This is a genomic window from Roseomonas sp. TAS13, assembly GCF_001950415.1.
Lineage (GTDB): Bacteria > Pseudomonadota > Alphaproteobacteria > Acetobacterales > Acetobacteraceae > Roseomonas > Roseomonas mucosa.
In genome coordinates this window covers 1-16,452 of record NZ_BDLP01000067.1, presented here as the reverse complement: position 1 = coordinate 16,452, position 16,452 = coordinate 1, and the positions used below count along the sequence as shown (strand labels likewise).

General features: G+C 67.6%; 16 protein-coding genes and 1 pseudogene. 6 read left to right on the top strand and 11 right to left on the bottom strand.

The window, feature by feature from the left end; genetic code table 11:
* The 4 genes from ROTAS13_RS08050 to ROTAS13_RS08035 form a co-directional block, all read right to left on the bottom strand.
* The coding region (locus ROTAS13_RS08050; RefSeq protein ID WP_075822033.1) for an ABC transporter ATP-binding protein at positions 1-797 on the bottom strand (797 nt) is incomplete at its 3' end.
* Between the two features lie 18 nt (positions 798-815).
* Complete coding sequence (locus ROTAS13_RS08045; RefSeq protein WP_075822032.1) at positions 816-1,877, bottom strand: carbohydrate ABC transporter permease; 1,062 nt, start codon at positions 1,875-1,877, stop codon at positions 816-818.
* Between the two features lie 2 nt (positions 1,878-1,879).
* Positions 1,880-2,935 carry a carbohydrate ABC transporter permease gene (locus ROTAS13_RS08040; protein WP_019462526.1) on the bottom strand — a complete coding sequence of 352 codons (1,056 nt, stop codon included), beginning with the start codon at positions 2,933-2,935 and terminating at the stop codon, positions 1,880-1,882.
* Positions 2,936-2,960: 25 nt separating this feature from the next.
* The gene (locus ROTAS13_RS08035; protein ID WP_075822031.1) at positions 2,961-4,241 is read right to left on the bottom strand and encodes an ABC transporter substrate-binding protein; all 1,281 of its coding nucleotides are present in this window, start codon (positions 4,239-4,241) and stop codon (positions 2,961-2,963) included.
* Positions 4,242-4,396: 155 nt separating this feature from the next.
* Here ROTAS13_RS08035 and ROTAS13_RS08030 point away from each other — a divergent pair, with 155 nt between their 5' ends.
* Complete coding sequence (locus ROTAS13_RS08030) at positions 4,397-5,413, top strand: LacI family DNA-binding transcriptional regulator (RefSeq protein WP_247594513.1); 1,017 nt, start codon at positions 4,397-4,399, stop codon at positions 5,411-5,413.
* Positions 5,414-5,471: 58 nt separating this feature from the next.
* Here ROTAS13_RS08030 and ROTAS13_RS08025 read toward each other — a convergent pair whose 3' ends face one another.
* From ROTAS13_RS08025 to ROTAS13_RS08010, 4 genes are read right to left on the bottom strand one after another with little or no spacing between them, the layout of a single operon-like run.
* Entirely contained in the window at positions 5,472-6,638 is a 1,167-nt protein-coding gene (locus tag ROTAS13_RS08025; RefSeq protein WP_075822029.1) for an acyl-CoA dehydrogenase family protein, read from the bottom strand.
* Positions 6,635-7,819, bottom strand: coding sequence for a CaiB/BaiF CoA-transferase family protein (locus ROTAS13_RS08020; protein WP_075822028.1), 1,185 nt, complete (start codon positions 7,817-7,819; stop codon positions 6,635-6,637). Before ROTAS13_RS08020 ends, ROTAS13_RS08025 begins: the two co-directional genes overlap by 4 nt.
* A 7-nt stretch (positions 7,820-7,826) precedes the next feature.
* Positions 7,827-8,792 carry a tripartite tricarboxylate transporter substrate binding protein gene (locus ROTAS13_RS08015; protein WP_075822027.1) on the bottom strand — a complete coding sequence of 322 codons (966 nt, stop codon included), beginning with the start codon at positions 8,790-8,792 and terminating at the stop codon, positions 7,827-7,829.
* Positions 8,789-9,196 (bottom strand): cupin domain-containing protein, encoded by a 408-nt coding sequence (locus tag ROTAS13_RS08010; RefSeq protein ID WP_075822026.1) that lies wholly within the window; start codon positions 9,194-9,196, stop codon positions 8,789-8,791. The genes ROTAS13_RS08015 and ROTAS13_RS08010 overlap by 4 nt, the downstream gene beginning before the upstream one ends.
* A gap of 110 nt (positions 9,197-9,306) precedes the next feature.
* On the opposite strand from ROTAS13_RS08010, the gene ROTAS13_RS08005 reads away from it, so the two are divergent.
* Positions 9,307-10,242: a LysR family transcriptional regulator gene (locus ROTAS13_RS08005; RefSeq protein ID WP_019462519.1), complete on the top strand. Its 936-nt coding sequence runs from the start codon at positions 9,307-9,309 to the stop codon at positions 10,240-10,242.
* Between the two features lie 213 nt (positions 10,243-10,455).
* Here the strand turns inward: ROTAS13_RS08005 and ROTAS13_RS08000 are convergent, their stop codons facing one another.
* On the bottom strand, positions 10,456-11,382 hold the full coding sequence (locus ROTAS13_RS08000; protein WP_075822025.1) for a LysR family transcriptional regulator: 927 nt from the start codon (positions 11,380-11,382) through the stop codon (positions 10,456-10,458).
* A 106-nt stretch (positions 11,383-11,488) separates the two neighbouring features.
* Between ROTAS13_RS08000 and ROTAS13_RS07995 the strand changes: the two genes are divergently transcribed.
* From ROTAS13_RS07995 to ROTAS13_RS07980, 4 genes are all read left to right on the top strand, one after another.
* Positions 11,489-12,268 (top strand): SDR family oxidoreductase, encoded by a 780-nt coding sequence (locus ROTAS13_RS07995; protein ID WP_075822035.1) that lies wholly within the window; start codon positions 11,489-11,491, stop codon positions 12,266-12,268.
* A gap of 201 nt (positions 12,269-12,469) precedes the next feature.
* Positions 12,470-12,718, top strand: coding sequence for a hypothetical protein (locus ROTAS13_RS07990; protein ID WP_019462516.1), 249 nt, complete (start codon positions 12,470-12,472; stop codon positions 12,716-12,718).
* Positions 12,719-12,741: 23 nt separating this feature from the next.
* Entirely contained in the window at positions 12,742-14,124 is a 1,383-nt protein-coding gene (locus ROTAS13_RS07985) for a hypothetical protein (RefSeq protein ID WP_075822024.1), read from the top strand.
* A complete protein-coding gene (locus ROTAS13_RS07980) occupies positions 14,121-15,335 on the top strand; it encodes an MFS transporter (protein WP_083755436.1) in 1,215 nt (404 codons plus the stop codon). Before ROTAS13_RS07985 ends, ROTAS13_RS07980 begins: the two co-directional genes overlap by 4 nt.
* 131 nt (positions 15,336-15,466) lie before the next feature.
* Here ROTAS13_RS07980 and ROTAS13_RS07975 read toward each other — a convergent pair whose 3' ends face one another.
* Together ROTAS13_RS07975 and ROTAS13_RS28415 are read right to left on the bottom strand one after the other, a co-directional pair.
* The gene (locus ROTAS13_RS07975) at positions 15,467-16,141 is read right to left on the bottom strand and encodes a LysR substrate-binding domain-containing protein (RefSeq protein WP_256371385.1); all 675 of its coding nucleotides are present in this window, start codon (positions 16,139-16,141) and stop codon (positions 15,467-15,469) included.
* Between the two features lie 57 nt (positions 16,142-16,198).
* Positions 16,199-16,315 (bottom strand): annotated as a pseudogene (locus ROTAS13_RS28415) (LysR family transcriptional regulator); the annotation flags it as partial.
* Positions 16,316-16,452: the final 137 nt, after the last annotated feature.

Below are 16,452 nucleotides of genomic sequence, written 5' to 3'. Positions count from 1 at the left end.
AGGTCGAGGCGGATCTCCCGCCCTTCCACCGCCAGGGCGCCGCCGCTGCCGGCCCGCGCCACGCGCGCCGGCAGGGCGTTCATCTTCGGTGACCCGATGAACCCCGCCACGAAGAGGTTCGCGGGGTTGTTGTAGAGCTCCAGCGGCGTGCCAATCTGCTCGATCAGCCCGCCGCGCAGCACCACGATGCGGTCGGCCAGGGTCATCGCCTCGACCTGGTCGTGCGTCACGTAGATCATCGTGCCGCCGATCTCCGCATGCAGCGCGGCCAGCTCCTTGCGGGTGGCGACGCGCAGCTCGGCATCGAGGTTCGAGAGCGGCTCGTCGAAAAGGAAGATCTTCGGGTCCCGCACGATGGCGCGGCCGATGGCCACGCGCTGCCGCTGCCCGCCGGACAGGGCGCGCGGCTTGCGATCGAGATAGGGCGCGAGCTGCAGCATCTGCGCCGCACGCTCCACCCGCGCGGTGACCTCGGCCTTCGGCAGGCGCATGTTCTCCAGCGCGAAGCCCATGTTCTGCCGCACGCTCATGTGCGGGTAGAGGGCATAGGACTGGAACACCATGGCCAGGCCGCGGTCGGAGGCCGGCAAGCGCGTGACGTCCTGACCGTCGATCTGCACCTGTCCGTCGGTGACCATCTCCAGCCCCGCGATCAGGCGCAGGAGGGTGGACTTGCCGCAGCCGGAGGGGCCGACGAAGACCATGAACTCGCCGTTGCGGACCTCCAGGTCCACACCGCGGATCACGGAGGTGTCACCGAAGCTCTTGGTGACGTTGCGAAGCCTGAGCTCAGCCATGGACGGATCTCCCGATGCTCATTTCATTCCCGTCGAACCGATCCCGGTCGTGATGAAGCGCTGGAGGAAGACGAAGACGAGCGCGACCGGCAGCAGCGTCACCACCGTCATGGCGAGAAGGTAGTGCCACTGCGTCTGCAGCTCGCCCTGGAAGGCGTTGAGGCCGATCTGGAGCGTGTAGCTCTCGGTCTTGGTCAGCACGGCCAGCGGCCAGAGGAACTCGTTCCAGCGCCACATGACCGAGAAGATGCCGAGCACCGCCAGGGCCGGCGCCGTCAGCGGCATGACGATGCGCCAGTAGATCTGCCACTCGGAGGCCTTGTCCATGCGTGCGGCCTCCACGAGGTCGCGCGGCAGGGTCAGCATGTACTGGCGCAGCAGGAAGACGCCGGTGGGCGTGGCGGCGCCGGGCAGGATCACCGCCCAGAGCGAGTTCACCAGCCCGAGCTTGGTGATGACCAGATAGACCGGCACCAACACGATGGTGATCGGGATCATCAGCGTGCCGATCACCGCCAGGACGGCGAGGCCCTTGCCGCGGAACTCGTAGAGCGAGAGGGCATAGGCGGCCATGGAGTTGATCAGCAGCGTGATCAGCGTCGCCACCACGGTGACGAAGACCGAGTTGCCGAGGAAGCGCATGAAGTCGAACTGCCGCAGCGGCTCGATGTAGTTCGAGATGGCCAGCGAGAAGGCACGAACCGGCTCGCGCCGGTCCACCGGCACGCGGACGGTCTGGCCCGGATCGGCCGGGTCCACCATCTGCGCCTGCAAGCCGACGCGGCGGATTTGTGCCATCTCCTTCACGCTGCCATCCGGCATGGTGACCTTGAAGAGCGGCAGCGGGTTGGGCTGGCCGGGCACCGTCACCTCGACCTGCGAAAGCGGCAGCAGGGTGGGCGGGAATTCCAGCAGCCCGGCCGGGGTCTTGAAGGAGGACAGAAGCAGCCAGAGCACCGGCCCGAACATCAGCAGGGTGCCGATGGCCAGGTAGAGGTAGCTGGCGATGTCGGTCCAGTGCAGCGGCTGCCCGGGATTGCGGCGGCGCGCGAGGAAGCGCAGGGCGCGGGTGGCCACCATGGTCAGTTCCTCCGCCGCCCGGCCACGCCAAGCTGGATCAGGGTCAGGATGAAGAGCACGGCGCCCAGCAGCACCGAGGCGGCGGCGGCGAGGCCGAAGTTCTGCACCTGGTTCGCGAAGGCGGTCTCGTAGATGTACTGCACCACCATCATCGTCGCCGTGCCGGGTCCGCCGCCGGTCAGCACGAAGACCTCGTCGAAGGTCTGCACGCCCTTGATCAGCGCGAGCACGATGACCACGATCATGTTCGGCCAGAGCAGCGGCAGGGTGATGCGCCAGAAGATGCGGTGCGTCGGCGTGCGGTCCATCGCCGCCGCCTCGTAGAGATCGGAGGGGATGGCCTGCAGCCCGGCGAGCAGGATCAGCGTGTAGAAGCCCATATGGGCCCAGACGGAGACGAAGATCGCCCAGAACATCGCCCAGCCGGGTTCGTTCAGGAACAGGATGCGGTCGCCGCCCAGCCCCATGATGATGGCGTTCAGCAGGCCGTCGCGCTGGAGGATCCACTTCCAGATCAGCGCCACCACCACGGGGGAAAGCAGCACGGGAAAGAAGAAGACCGCGCGGAAGAAGCCCCGGGCGCGAATCCTGCGGTTCAGCACCAGCGCGGTGACCAGGGAGGCCAGCACCGTCCCCACGACGTTGAACAGCGTGAAGGTGCCGGTGTTGGCAACGCCCCGCCAGAAGTGGTCCTCCCGGCAGGAGCCAGGGTCGATGAAGGAGCCGCAGTCGAGCAGGTAGGCGTATTGCTGCGTTCCGACATAGGGCCGTTCCGAGGGGAACAGCGCGGCGCCGCCGGTCAGCGAGAACCAGAGGTTGATCGCCAGCGGCAGGAAGACGAAGAGCCCGAAGAAGGCGGCATTGGGCAGGAGGAAGACATAGGGCATCCCCCGCTCGCCGATCAGCTTCTGCACGCCCCGCATCGGTGCGTCGATGAGGCGCAGCGGCAGCGCCGCGGCCCAGCCCAGGGCGCGCAGGGTGCTTCTTTCCCCCGGACGCGGCGCAGCCGGGGCGGTTGCCGTGCCCACGGGGGGCACGGCGGTGTCGACGGAGCTCATTCTGGCGATCCCGGTCCGGGGAGGACTACTTCTTGTCGCGCTCGGCGATCTGCTGCGTCACGTCGTCGGTGATGCGGCGATAGGCTTCGTCCAGCCCGATCTCGCCGGCCACGGCCTGGCCGAGGCGGCTGATGGCGGCGTTGAAGATGATGCGCGAGCCGGAATAGCCCTGGAGGCGGTAGGCCGCCGGGGAGATCTGCTGCACCTCCGTCGTGAAGACCTTCAGCGCCGCCCGCGCCGCCTCGGAGCCGGACTTGTACTCCACGCCCTTGGCCGCGATCCCGACATGGCCGGGCACGAAGAGGGCGCGGCTGTAGAACTCGGCCATCACCTCCTCGCTGGCGAGGTATTCCATGACCTTCGCCACCTCCGCGGGATGCTTGCTGGACCTGAAGGCCATCAGCGCAGCGCCGCCCGGCATGGGAGAGCAGTTGGCCGGGCCACAGGGCGTCGGCACGGCCACCCAGTCGAAGGCATCGCCGATGGTCTTGTCGAACTGGGCGATCTGCCAGGAGCCGGATAGGTACATCACGACCTGCGCGTTCTTGAACTCGTCATTGGCGCCGCGATAGGCAGAGCCCGCCACCGAGCCCCAGATCTCCTTGGACATGATGCCCTTGCGGTGCCAGTCCACGACCAGGGAGGCGGCGCGCTTGAAGCCGTCATCCACGACGGCGGGCTTGCCGGCCTCGTCGATGCCGGTGGCGCCCTGCGACACGGCGAGGCTGAAGAAGCGGTGCCCCGAACGGTCCAGCGCCAGGGGGAAGGGCGCGTCCACCTTGGCCGCCACCGCCTTCACCGCTTCCGCCCACTGCTCCCAGGTCGCCTTGGGCCCGGGCATGGCGATGCCCGCCTGCTCGAACAGCGTCTTGTTGACGAAGGGTCCGGTGACGGTGAGCTGGGTCATGAAGCCGGGGATGGAACTCGTGTCGCCGGGCACCCGCATCCAGGGCAGGAAGGGGCCGTAGCCCGCCTCCCAGGCCGCCGCGTCCTTCAGATAGGGGCGGAGGTCCAGCCCGTAGCGTGCCAGCCCGCCCATGTCGGCGACGCGGGCCATGTCCGGTCCCTGCCCCGAGGCGAGCTGGACCGGCAGGTTCTCGCTGATCGCCTTGAACGGCACCTGGTCCAGGACCACGCGGATGTCGGGGTTCTTTCCCTCGAAGCGGCGGAGCAGGTCGTTCATGACCTCGCCCTCGTTGCCATCCGAATACCAGGCCATGCGGAGGGTGGTCTGGGCCATTGCCGGCCCGAAGGCCGTCGTTGCGAGACTCAGCCCGGCCGCGAAAGCGTACGCGAACACCTTCATGAACTTCCTCCCTGGTCCGACCTGCGGGCGCGCTCGGACGGGCGCTTCGTCGGTCGGCCGGTATTTGGCAAACGTTTGCCTACCCTGTCAAAGGGTTTTATGAAAGTCATAAGAGGCCGACTGGAATGGACCCGGAAGCAGCGGAGGCAGGATGCGTGACTGACAGAGAAGGTGGTCCGCCGCCCGACAACCGGCCGGTTTCCCTGGCGATGGTCGCCGCCACCGCCGGGGTCTCGATCTCGACGGTGTCGCGCATCGTCAATGGCGAGACCCGCCGTGCCTCGGCGGAAACCGTGCAGCGGGTGCGCGAGGCGGTGGAGGCCACCGGCTACCGCCCGAACTCCATCGGCCGGACCCTGCGCAGCGGGGAAAGCCGCCTGGTGGCCATGCTGGTGGCGAATCTCGACAACCCCGCCATGGCGACCATCGCGGCCTCCACGGAGGCGGCGCTGCGGACAGCGGGCTACATCATGATCCTCTGCGACACCCATGACCGCGCGGAGCTCCAGGACGAGTATCTGGCGGCCATGCGGGCCCAGCTCGTGCAGGGCTATATCCTCGTGGTGGCGCGGCCGAGCCCCGGGTTGGCGGAGGTGGTGGCGCGCCGGACGCCCATGGTTTTCGTCGGGCGCCGGAACCCCTGCGGCGAAGGAGCCTTCGTAGGGATCGACAATTTCCAGGCCGGATCGCTTGTGGCCGAGCATCTCTGGAAGGCCGGAATCCGCGCGCCGGGGGTCCTGTCGCCGCTGGAAGGGTCCTCCGCCACCCGCGAGCGCGTGGAAGGCTTCCGCGCCCGCTATGCTTCCTTCGGCGTCGATCCGGGGGCGATCCCCGAATGGCGGGCGCCCGGCCTGGCGCATGTGGAGGTCGGCTATCGCGCTGCCCAGGCCATCGGACCGCGTTCCGCCTGGCCCGGAGGACTGCTCTGCGTCAGCGACCAGGTGGCCTATGGTGCCTTCCGCGCGGCCCGCGAGGCGCAGCTCCGCATGCCGCAGGACTGCCGGCTGGTGGGGATCGACGGGAGCTCCCTCAATCCCTGGCTGGCGCCGTGGCTCGAATCCGTCCGCGTTCCCTATGAGCGCTTCGGCCCGGTGATCCTGGCGCAGTTGCAGCGGAGCTGGGCCGGGGAGGAGCCGGCGGAGCAGCTCCTCCCGCATGGGCCGGTGGCATGACCGGGGGCCGCGACAGCCCGGGCGGAGAGACTCCGGCCGGGACGCTGTGCCGCGCGCGTCAGTAGGACTTGGGCAGGCCCAGGACCTTCTCGGCGATGAAGCAGAGGATAAGCTGCGGGCTGACCGGGGCGATGCGCGGGATCATGACCTCCCGCAGATAGCGTTCGACATGGTATTCGCGTGCGTAGCCGAAGCCGCCATGTGTCATCACCGCCTGCTGGCAGGCCTTGAAGCCAGCCTCCGCCGCCAGGTACTTCGCGGCATTCGCCTCGGCGGCGCAGGAAAGGCCCTGATCGTAGCGCCAGGCGGCATTCAGGATCATCATCCGCGCCGCCTGCAGTTCCATCCAGTTGGCCGCCAGCGGGTGCTGGATCGCCTGGTTCTGGCCGATAGGGCGGCCGAAGACCACGCGCTCGCTGGCGTAGCGCGTGGCACGTTCCAGCGCGACGAGGCCCAGCCCGGCAGCCTCGGCGGCGATCAGGATGCGCTCCGGGTTCAGCCCGTGCAGGATGTACTCGAACCCCCTGCCCTCCTCCCCGATCCGGTCCTCGACGGGAACTTCCAGGTTGTCGAAGAAGACCTCGTTGGAATCGACCGCCTTGCGGCCCATCTTCTCGATCTCGCGGACCTGGACGCGCGCTCGGTCGAGCGTGGTGTAGAAGAGGCTCAGCCCTTCGGTGCGGCGCCGCACCTGCTCGACCGGCGTGGTGCGGGCGAGGAGCAACACCTTTTCCGCCACCTGCGCCGTGGAGATCCAGATCTTCTGGCCATTCACGACATAGCGGTCGCCCCGCCGCTCCGCCCGGGTACGGAGCTGGGTCGTGTCCAGCCCGGCGTTGGGTTCGGTCACGGCAAAGCAGGCCCGCTCCCGTCCCTCGATCAGCGGCGGCAGCATGCGGCGCTTCTGTGCCTCATTGCCGAAGACCACCACGGGATTCAGGCCGAAGATGTTCATGTGCACCGCCGAGGCCCCGGTCATCCCGGCGCCCGACTGGGCGATCGTCTGCATCATGATGGCCGCTTCGGTGATGCCCAGGCCGCCGCCGCCATATTCCTCCGGCATGCAGATGCCGAGCCAGCCGTCACGGGCCAGCGCCTGGTGGAAATCCGTAGGGAAGCCGCCTTCACGGTCGCGCTGCAGCCAGTACTCGTCGCCGAAGCCGGCACAGATGCGCGCGACGGCCTCCTGCACGGCTTCCTGCTCCGGGCTCAAGGCGAAATTCATGTCTGGTCTCCTTTGCCTGGCGCGGCAGGCTTCGCTTTCCATGCCGCCCGGCGCGCCGCATCCACGCCCTGGGCTTCCGCCGTGGCGGTGCGGAAGGCGGGGGGCGGGCCGGGCGGGTCCGGCGGCGTGGCCGACCAGCGGCCGAAGGGCGCCGTGGTCCGGAGCCGGGAGCCATCGGGCAACGGCACCTGCCGCCAGAAGCCCGTGGCGCGCAGATGCGGATCCTCCAGCAGGGCCTCGACATCGTTCACTGTGGAGACGGGGATGTCGGCCTCGGAAAGGCTGCGCATCCATTCTCCGGTGTCACGGTGGGACAGGGCTTCCGCCACCAGGCCATAGGCATGATCGATATTCGCCTGCCGCGCCACGTGATCGCGCAGGCGCGGATCGTCCGCGAGTTCCTGCTCCCGCCCCAGCAGAGCGAAGAACCTTCGCCAGTGCGCCTCCGTGTAAAGCAGCACGGCGATCCAGCCGTCCCGCGTGCGATAGGGGCGGCGGTGCGGCGACATGAGCCGGGGATAGTAGGGCCCGCCTTCCGGCGGATCGAAGCTGAGCCCTCCCAGATGGTCGCTGGCGACCAGATCGGCGAAGGTCTCGAACATCGGGACCTCCACCTCTTGCGCCATACCGGTGCGTGTGCGACAGGCAACGGCAGCCACGATGGCGAAGGCGAGATGAGCCCCCACGACCCGGTCGACCAGGGTCATGGGCACATAGGCCGGTGCCCCGCCGGACGCGCGGCCCACCGTCGCCGCCAGGCCACTGGCGGCCTGGATCAGGTCGTCATAGGCCGGGCGCCCGGAACAGGGGCCGCCCGGCCCGTAGCCATAGGCGCTGGCCACGATCAGCCCAGGATTCACGGGGGCCAGGTCGGCCTTGCGCAGACCCAGCCTGGCCGCGGCCTCGGGCCGCATGTTGTGCACCAGCACATCCGCCTCCGCGGCGAGTTGGTGCAGGCGCTGCTGGCCCTCGGCTGATTTCAGGTCCAGGACGAGGCCACGCTTGCTGCGGTTCAGGTGGGCGAAGATCGCGCCGCCCTGGCCGGCCCTGCGCATGATGTCGCCTTCCGGCGGCTCCAGCTTCAGCACATCGGCACCGAGGTCCGCGAGCAGGCGGGTGGCATAGGGTCCCATCACGACCGTGCTGGCATCCAGGACGCGGATGCCCGAAAGTGCCGTCATTGCCGGATCACTCCTTCTCGATCCCGGCGGCTTCGATCAGCTGCCGCCATTGGACGAGCTCGGCCTGGACGAACTGCCCCAGTTCCTGCGGCGTGCCGGAGAAGGCCTCGAAGCCGATATCGGCGAAGCGCCTGCGGACCTCGGGCCGCTCGATCGCGCCACGGATGGCGGCGTTGAGGGTCGCGGTTGCTTCTGGCGGCATCCGCGCCGGGCCGAAGACACCGTTCCAGGAGGTGATGTCGAAATCGGGCAGCCCGGCCTCCGCCATGGAGGGCGTGTCCGGCATCAGGGTGGAACGGGTGCGAGTGCTCATCGCCAGGACGCGGAGCTTGCCGGCCTGGATGTTGGAAAGCCCGGCTGCGATATCCACGAACATGCAGGTGACGCGCCCGGCCATCACATCGGTCATCGCCGGCGGCGTGCTGCGGTAGGGGACGTGCAGCATCTCGACACCGCCCATGCGGGCCATCGTCGCGCCTGCCACGATCCCGGTGCTGTTGCCGCTGGCGTAGGTCACCTCGCCCGGCTTGCGGCGCGCCATGGCGAGGAGTTCCTGCAGGCTGCGGGCCGGGACCTGTTCCCCCACCACCAGCATGAAGGGCAGGTTCCCGACCCGTGCCACCGGCGTGAAATCCGCGACCGGATCATAGTCGATGCGCTTCATCAGCGACGGGTTGGCGGAATGCGTGGTGTTGGTTGTCACGAAGAGGGTCGTGCCGTCCGGCGCGGCCCGTGCGGCGGCCTGCGCGGCGATGCTGCCATTGGCCCCCGCGCGATTGTCCACCACCACGGGCACCCCGAGCGGCTTGGCCAGCAGATCGGCCAGGATGCGCGCGACGGCATCGGTGCCGCTGCCGCCGGCAAAGGGCACCAACAGCGTGACCGTATGTGCCGGGCGCCAGGCCTGTGCCCGCGCCCGCGCCAGGGGAAACGCCGCCCCTGCCGCGCCGAGCAGGGTCCGCCGCGCGATCATGCCCGTGCCTCCACGCGACGGGCGACCCTGGCCGGGTCCTCGCCATAAGGCGGCGAATAGATCACCAGCACATGCACCGGGTCCTGGCTGACCACGGTGAAGACATGTTCCTCGCCTGCCGGGAAGAAGCACATCTCGCCGGGGCCGATCTCGCGGCTCTGGCCAGCGATCTCGACGCGCGCCCGGCCGCGCAGGATGTAGCAGGCCTGCTCCATGCCCGGATGCGCATGGGGCTGGGCGCCGCTCCCCTTCTCGATGACCCCGAGAAGCACCTCCATCAATTCCGCGCCGACCGTTTCCGGCGCGATCAGGCGGCGGTTCACGGTGCCGGTGTGGTTGGCGGGGCTGTAGGCACGCACCTCATCGGGCCGCACGAAATAGTTCCGCGGTGGCGTTCCGGACATCTTTCACTCCCTGGGCGCCCCATTCCTGGGGGCGCCTCTGCGCAGGTAGTTCGGAGCCGCAGGGCCGATAAATCAATTGAAAGTTTATGCGCTGGCTATAATGTTTTTCTATGTCCATCACGCTGAAGGGTCTGCGCGCCTTCACCACCGTGTTGCGCTACGGCAGCTTCACCCGCGCCGCGAGCCTTCTGAACATCACGCAGCCAGCCCTGACGGTGCAGATCCGGCAGCTGGAGGACGCAGTGGGCCTGAAGTTGCTCGATCGTATGCCGCATGGTGCCGAACCCACCGCGGCGGGACGGGAGTTCGCCCGGTCGCTGGAACCACTGCTGCAGGAGCTGGAGCACAGCGTCACGAACCTGCAGGACCTTGCTGCACGCCGGCGTGGCGTGGTGCGCGTTGCCGCCCTGCCCTCGGTCGCCGCCGGCCTGCTTCCTGCGGCCATGGCACGGCTGCATGCTACGCATCCCCAACTCAAGATCCGACTGAGGGAGGCGGTAACGCGGCAGGTCTATGAGCGGGTCCGTTCCGATCAGGTGGATATCGGCATTGCCAGCGATCTCGCACCGGGCGAAGCCTTCTCGACCGAACCGCTGTTCCGCGACCAGATCATTGCCTTGCTGCCGCCGCGCCATCCATTGATGCGGCGCCGCAGCATCACGCTGGCGCATCTGGCGGAGGAACCGCTGCTGCTTCTCGAAACGGACAGCAGCATCCGGCAACTGGTGGATGACGCCTTCGCGCGCATCGGCAAGCTGGTCTCGCCGGCGCAGGAGGCCACCTATTCCAGCACCCTGGTCGGCATGGCGCGGGCGGGGCTGGGCATCGCCCTGCTTCCCTCCACCGCGGCGGAGCTGCGTATGGCACCTGAACTCGCCGCACGGCCGCTGGGGCCGCCGGTTGTCGGACGCGCCGTTATCCTGATCTGGCGGGCCGGGCGCTCGCTTTCCCCTGCCGCGCAGGCCTTCGCCGAGGCATTGCGGGAGGAGGCCGGGCAGTTCGGAGGCACTGTCATGCCGAGGAGCCGTCCGGTGCGTCCGGCATGACGTTCCGTCCCGGCGAACAGCGCAGGCGGAGTGCGCCTCGGCCAGCGTAACGCTCCTCCACAGGGCGACCGTGCCGTCGGTCGATCCGGAATCCTGCATCACCGCATCACCTGAAGCCGGTCTGGGATGCCGGACCGGACGCTCAAGGCTGCCTGGGACAGCGCGGCGGCAGTCATCCGGGCTGCCCCGCCTCACCATTCCGACCACCGCCCGTCAGCTGGCAGCACCCTGCGCATCGGGCCACGGTGCCGTGGCCTCGGCGATGATGCTGGCCAGCCAGTCCGCAAAAACCTGGGTCCTGCGGGGAAGGTGTCGCCGGTGGGGAAACAGCAAGGTCATCGGCATCGGTGCGGCGCGATGGTGTGGAAGCACTTCGACCAGTGCGCCGGTCGCAATCTGGTCACGGACATCATAGGCCGGGATCTGGATAAGGCCCAGTCCGGCCAGGCAGCAGGCAATGTAGGCCTCGGCACTGTTGACGGTGACACGTCCCGTGACCGTGCGAAAACATGCCTGCTGATGCTCGATCCACTCGAATGTTTCGACCCGGTCCGTCGATGGTGATGCGTAGAGAACCATGTGGTGGCGATCGAGATCGGCAGGCTCCCTCGGGATGCCGTGGCGCGCCAGATAGGAGGGGCTGGCCACGTTGATCAGTGGCAACTCGCCCAGCGAACGGGCGATCATTCCTGAATCGGCCAGTGGTCCGACGCGCAGCACACAGTCGGCGGCTTCCTCCAGCAGGTTGATCGCACGGTCCGAGACACCGAGCATGACGTCGATGTTGGGATAGTGATCGAGAAACTCGGGCAAGCGCGGGGCGACGATCAGCCGGCCAATCCGGCCCGGCAGGTCGACGCGCAACTTGCCATGAGGGTCACCGCTGGGCCGGAACAGCGTTTCCGCTTCCTCCACCTCCTCCAGCACACGGCGGCAGCGCTCGTGAAAGGCGATGCCTTCCTGCGTGGTCGTCACTTTTCTGGTCGTGCGGTGGAGCAACCTAGCTCCGACCCGTGCCTCCAGTTCCTGGATGGCGATGGACACTGATGAGCGGGAGATGCCCACGACATCGGCGGCCCGTGAGAAGCTGCCGCAGTCAACGACCTGGACGAAGATGCGGAAGAGTTCGATGCGATCCATAGGTCATTGTTTATGAAATCGAACATATGATGTCATGGCTTGCGTATTTATCCCGATTCATGGAACTATAAAAGTTACCCTGTCTTTTGACCTGATGGGGCATACGATGGCCGATCACAGCCACAGCATCTCCGGCAAAGTCGTCCTGATAGCAGGCGGTGCGAAGAACCTGGGTGGCCTGCTGGCCCGCGACCTCGCCGCCCATGGTGCCAGGGCGGTCGCGATCCACTACAACAGCAACTCGGCGAAAGCCGAAGCCGAGCAGACCGTCGCGGCGATCCAGAGGACGGGCGCCAGGGCTTTCTCGTTCCAGGCGGACCTCACCACGGCAGGGGCGATGGAGAAGCTGTTCACGGATGCCAAGGCCGCAATGGGCAGCATCGACATCGCGGTGAACACGGTCGGCAAGGTGCTCAAGAAGCCGATGAGCGAGATCAGCGAAGCCGAGTTCGACGAGATGAGCGCGGTCAACTCGAAGGCCGCCTTCTTCTTCCTGAAGGAAGCCGGTAAGGCCGTCAGCGACAATGGCAAGATATGCACGCTGGTGACGTCGTTGCTGGGCGCCTACACGCCCTTCTACGCCGCCTATGCCGGCACCAAGGCGCCCGTCGAGCATTACACGCGCGCGGCGTCCAAGGAGCTTGGCGGGCGCGGCATCTCGGTCACCGCCATCGGCCCCGGCCCGATGGATACGCCCTTCTTCTATCCGGCCGAAGGCGCCGACGCGGTCGCCTACCACAAGTCCGCGGCAGCGCTGTCGCCTTCATCGAAGACCGGCCTGACCGATATCGAGGACATCGTCCCTTGGATCCGCTTTCTCGTCTCCGAAGGGTGGTGGATGACCGGTCAGACGATCCTCGTGAACGGCGGGTATACGACGAAGTAGCAGGGCAGTCCGTCCACGGGGCCGGCATAACTCTGGCTTGATGCCAGCTTTCGAGGACGGGTGTCGCCGACGATCATGGCCATGGCTGGGGAGACAGCGTGTTGGCAGGGGTATGCTCAGGCTCGCCTGCCAATCCGACGTTGAACAAACCCTGATATCCACTCATAACTACATTAAAAAACGGACCGGAGAACAGGCCCCATGCCGCGTATCCTGCTTCCTCTCGTTGTGCTGCTTCCGCTTGCCGGTTGTGGCCTGGACGCGGCACTGGACCGTATGGTTCAAGCCGACGATCAGAAGGTTTGCGACGGCTTCGGTTTCCAGAGAGGGACGGACGCCTATGCAAACTGCATGATGCAGCAGGCCGCACAGCGCGAGGAAGAAACCCAGCGGGGGATGGACCGCAGCCAGCTTGAGGCCGCCGCGAAGAAGCTTCGTGACAAGCACTGACACAATGCTGTAGCGCGGCTGTCATGATCCGACTGGCTTTCCTGTTGCTCGGGGCGCAGGCCCTGCGCCGTCAGTGGGCCCTGCTTGCCGCCGCCGGTGCCGCCTGGATGGTACTCGGCGTACTGATCCTGATCGACCTATCCGATGGCCACTTGGTCGTGCTCACCGACACGTTCGGCATCCTCGTGGGCATCAAGGGCTTCGTAGAAGCCTGCAGCGCCCTCGTTCTGGGCCTGCGCCGCAACTGGCTGCTGCTGTTGCGTGGCCTCGGGCTGATGCTGACCGGCTTCCTCGTCGCCGATATTCCCTGGGACAACAACATCGGCAGTACGCTCCTCTTCGGCACTGCCTTCCTGCTCGATGGCCTGTTCCGCATCGCCTCGGCCTTCTACGTCCATGCCACCACCCGCTGGCGTCTCGGCATCCTCGCTGGCCTTGCCGAGATCGGCCTCAGCGTCCTGGTCTTTACCGACTGGCCTGTTCCGCATCGCCTGACGGTTCCCTTCTGCCTGGCCTTGCTGCTGCTCAGCTCAGGCTGGTCGCTGCTGGTGATGGGTCTTCAACTCCGCCGTCTGTCGCCCACCGCCTCGGTCACTGCCCTGCCGCTCTACGCTGCCCGCAACTGGCATGCACGCGGCCCGGTGCGCCCGGAGGAGACGGAGCCGGTCTCCGCACCGCCCGATGCTCTCCTGCGCGTCCATGCCTGGACACCGCTGGGCTCGGCCGAGCAGCCCCGCCGCCGGCCTGTGCTGGATCGCTACATCGCCGCCGTGGACCGGAAAGGAGTGGTTTCCACCGGCCACATGGCCTTGGAACTGCCGCCCGATCTCTACATCAGCCATTATCCGGCGGTGGAGATCGATCGCGATCCCGCCCACTTCCTTCGCGCCTTCAACGCTGGCCCGCATAACGACGTACCCGGCCGCTTCCTCCCCTCTCATGCGGAGGAGGTGGCCGGCTGGTGTCCGCCGGATAGCGGCGTGACCTTCCATCGCTTCAACGCCCCCGCGCTCCGCGCCTTCTGGGCCGTCTATGCCCGGGACAATACCTACAACCTGACCGCCCGGAACTGCTCTTCCGCGGTGGTCCTGGCCCTTGATGCCGCGATGGAGGGGGCCCTGGCCGGGCGCAATCCCTGGCTCCGCCTCGCCCGCCTGCTGGCCGACCCCAACTTCTGGATGATGCGCCTGGTCCGTGGCCGGGCCGAGCTGATGACCTGGACGCCCGGCCTCGCGCTCGACTACGCCCGCCTTCTGCAACGGGTTGCCGAGGACGGCGACCAGCGCTGGCGGCACCGCCTGCTGGGGGCACTGCGGGCCCATCGCCGGTTCGCCTCGCGCCGCAAGACCTTGAGCGGCGTCACCTCGGGCTTCGGCGCAGATGAGCGTAACAGTGGCGGCGCATGAGCAAGGCTTCCGACCTCAGGCCGCCCGGCGCCACCCCGGCCGTGGGCAGTGAAGCGCAAGGCACCGCCGCGGCTCAGGCCACGGTGATCCTGACCGCCACCATCTTCGGCCTGACCTATGGGCTCAGTGCTCCCCTCATCGCCCTGAACCTTGCAGCCGACGGCTTTGACGAGACGGCGATCGGCCTCAACGCGGCCATGCATGCACTCGGCGTGCTGCTGATCGCACCCCTGTTGCCCCGCCTGGCCTTCCGCCTCGGCCCGCGCCGCCTGGCTCTCTGCGCGCTGATGGCCTCCGCCGCCCTCCTGGCCCTCTTTCCCGCCATGCCCACCCCCTGGCTCTGGTTCCCGCTGCGCCTGCTGCTCGGAATGGCTTCCGAGTCCCTTTTCGTGGTGTCGGAAACCTGGCTGAACACGCTGACGGCGGAAGCCACCCGCGCCCGCACCATGGCCACCTACACCGCAGCCCTGTCTTCCGGCTTTGCCCTTGGTCCGCTTCTGCTGGTGGCCATGGGCAGCACCGGTCCCGCTTCATTCCTGGTCGGCGCCCTGCTGGCGCTGGCCGCCTTCATGGTGGTCTTGCTGGGCCGCGCCGCTTCCCCGCCCCTGGAACCTTCCGGGCGCTCCACTCCGGTGCGCTTTCTTCTCATGGCTCCGGTCGCGGTTGCCGCCACCGCCCTGAACGCCGCGTTGGAAACCGCCGGGCTCAGCCTGCTTGCTCTCTATGCCATGCGCCTCGGATGGGCCGAGATCCCCGCTACCCTGTTGATCTCCACGCTTCTGATCGGTGCCATCCTGCTGCAGCTTCCGATCGGCTGGCTGGGTGACCGCATGGACCGCCGCCGTCTCATGCTCATCCTCTCCGTGGCCTCCGTCCTGGGGGCCCTCGTGTGGCCGCTGGTGCTGGACCATGGCTGGCTTGCCTATCCGCTGCTGTTCCTCTGGGGCGGCGTCTTCGTCGGCCTCTACACCTTGGCCATCACCATCGTCGGCAGCCGCTTCTCAGGCGGAGACCTCGTCGGCATCTACGCCGTGATGTCGGTCGCCTGGGGCTTCGGTGCCCTGGCCGGTCCGCCCCTGGGCGGCTTCGCCATGGGCCTTACCCTCCATGGCCTTCCCATCTTCGCCGCCCTCGCCTGCTTTGCCTTCGTGCTTGTCCTGTTGCGCCGGGAACGCGGGCATCCAGCTTCGCGCCCTTCAAGGCGCGCCTGACCAGGCTCCTCGGGGGAAAGCCGCCCGGAAGGTCTCGGCTTCCGATAGGCCAATGAGCAGGGCCACGACTTCGCGGTACCCTTCGGCATTGCAGGTCCGGCGATTGTCGCCGTGACCGAGATGGCAGGGCATCAGACCCCGAAGGCGATGCCTTCCCGCCGGTAGATGTCCTTCACCAGTTGCAGCAGCAGGGCGATCTCCGGCGAGCGGTCGCCTTTGCGCGTGCTCATGATCACCGGCGATACCGCCTTCTCCTTGATCGGGCGATAGGCGACATTGTCGCGCCGCAGCGTCTCGACCGAGGCTGGGACGAGGCAGATGCCACTTTCCGCCGCGACCAGGCCCAGCGCCGTCTGCAACTCCCGCATCTCGTGCACCACGGCGGGGCGCAATCCATGGTCGCGGAACAGCGCCAGGACTTGGTCGGCGAAGCTGGGCCGGGGCGTCTTCGGATAGACGATCAGCGGCGCCTCTGCCAGTTCTGCCAGGCGTAGTGGCCGATCGTGCAGGCTCAGCGGATGGCGCAGCGGTACCGCGGCCACGAGGCGCTCGTTGCGCAGGATCGTACGTTCCACGGCGGGTTCGTCGAAGGGGATGCGCCCGTAGCCGACATCGATGCGTCCGTCCTTCAGGGCGGCGATCTGGTCCAGCGTGTTGAGCTCCAGCAGTGTGAGTTCCACCTGCGGACGCGCGGCACGATAGGCGCGGATCATCTCGGGCAGGCGGCCATAGAGGGTGGAAGCCACGAAGCCGATGCCGAGGCGCAGCTTCTCGGCCTCATGCAGGCGGCGGCTGATCGCCTTCATCTCGTCCACGCCCTCGAGCACCTGCACCGCCTGCCCGAAGAGCAGCCGCCCCGCATCGGTGAGGCGGACCGGCCGCGTGCCGCGCTCGAACAGCACCACGCCCAGCTCTTCCTCCAGCTGCTGGATCTGTCGGCTCAGCGGCGGCTGCGCGATGTGCAGCAGTTCCGCCGCGCGGGTGAAGTTCTGGAATTGACCCGATCTCGTGGACGGTTTTCAGGCTTGGGGGCTACGTGTCGACGTCAGCCTCCTGCATGAGGGCTTCGTAGGTCATGGGAGAGCGGTAGCCCAGGGCCGAGTGCAGCCTGACGGGA

Excerpts from the sequence above, each read along its gene's own strand:
- ROTAS13_RS08045 (WP_075822032.1), bottom strand. The coding sequence starts at position 1,877 with ATGGTGGCCACCCGCGCCCTGCGCTTCCTCGCGCGCCGCCGCAATCCC.
- ROTAS13_RS08040 (WP_019462526.1), bottom strand. The coding sequence starts at position 2,935 with ATGAGCTCCGTCGACACCGCCGTGCCCCCCGTGGGCACGGCAACCGCC.
- ROTAS13_RS08035 (WP_075822031.1), bottom strand. The coding sequence starts at position 4,241 with ATGAAGGTGTTCGCGTACGCTTTCGCGGCCGGGCTGAGTCTCGCAACG.
- ROTAS13_RS08025 (WP_075822029.1), bottom strand. The coding sequence starts at position 6,638 with ATGAATTTCGCCTTGAGCCCGGAGCAGGAAGCCGTGCAGGAGGCCGTC.
- ROTAS13_RS08020 (WP_075822028.1), bottom strand. The coding sequence starts at position 7,819 with ATGACGGCACTTTCGGGCATCCGCGTCCTGGATGCCAGCACGGTCGTG.
- ROTAS13_RS08015 (WP_075822027.1), bottom strand. The coding sequence starts at position 8,792 with ATGATCGCGCGGCGGACCCTGCTCGGCGCGGCAGGGGCGGCGTTTCCC.
- ROTAS13_RS08010 (WP_075822026.1), bottom strand. The coding sequence starts at position 9,196 with ATGTCCGGAACGCCACCGCGGAACTATTTCGTGCGGCCCGATGAGGTG.
- ROTAS13_RS08005 (WP_019462519.1), top strand. The coding sequence starts at position 9,307 with ATGTCCATCACGCTGAAGGGTCTGCGCGCCTTCACCACCGTGTTGCGC.
- ROTAS13_RS08000 (WP_075822025.1), bottom strand. The coding sequence starts at position 11,382 with ATGGATCGCATCGAACTCTTCCGCATCTTCGTCCAGGTCGTTGACTGC.
- ROTAS13_RS07995 (WP_075822035.1), top strand. The coding sequence starts at position 11,489 with ATGGCCGATCACAGCCACAGCATCTCCGGCAAAGTCGTCCTGATAGCA.
- ROTAS13_RS07990 (WP_019462516.1), top strand. The coding sequence starts at position 12,470 with ATGCCGCGTATCCTGCTTCCTCTCGTTGTGCTGCTTCCGCTTGCCGGT.
- ROTAS13_RS07985 (WP_075822024.1), top strand. The coding sequence starts at position 12,742 with ATGATCCGACTGGCTTTCCTGTTGCTCGGGGCGCAGGCCCTGCGCCGT.
- ROTAS13_RS07980 (WP_083755436.1), top strand. The coding sequence starts at position 14,121 with ATGAGCAAGGCTTCCGACCTCAGGCCGCCCGGCGCCACCCCGGCCGTG.
- ROTAS13_RS07975 (WP_256371385.1), bottom strand. The coding sequence starts at position 16,141 with ATGAAGGCGATCAGCCGCCGCCTGCATGAGGCCGAGAAGCTGCGCCTC.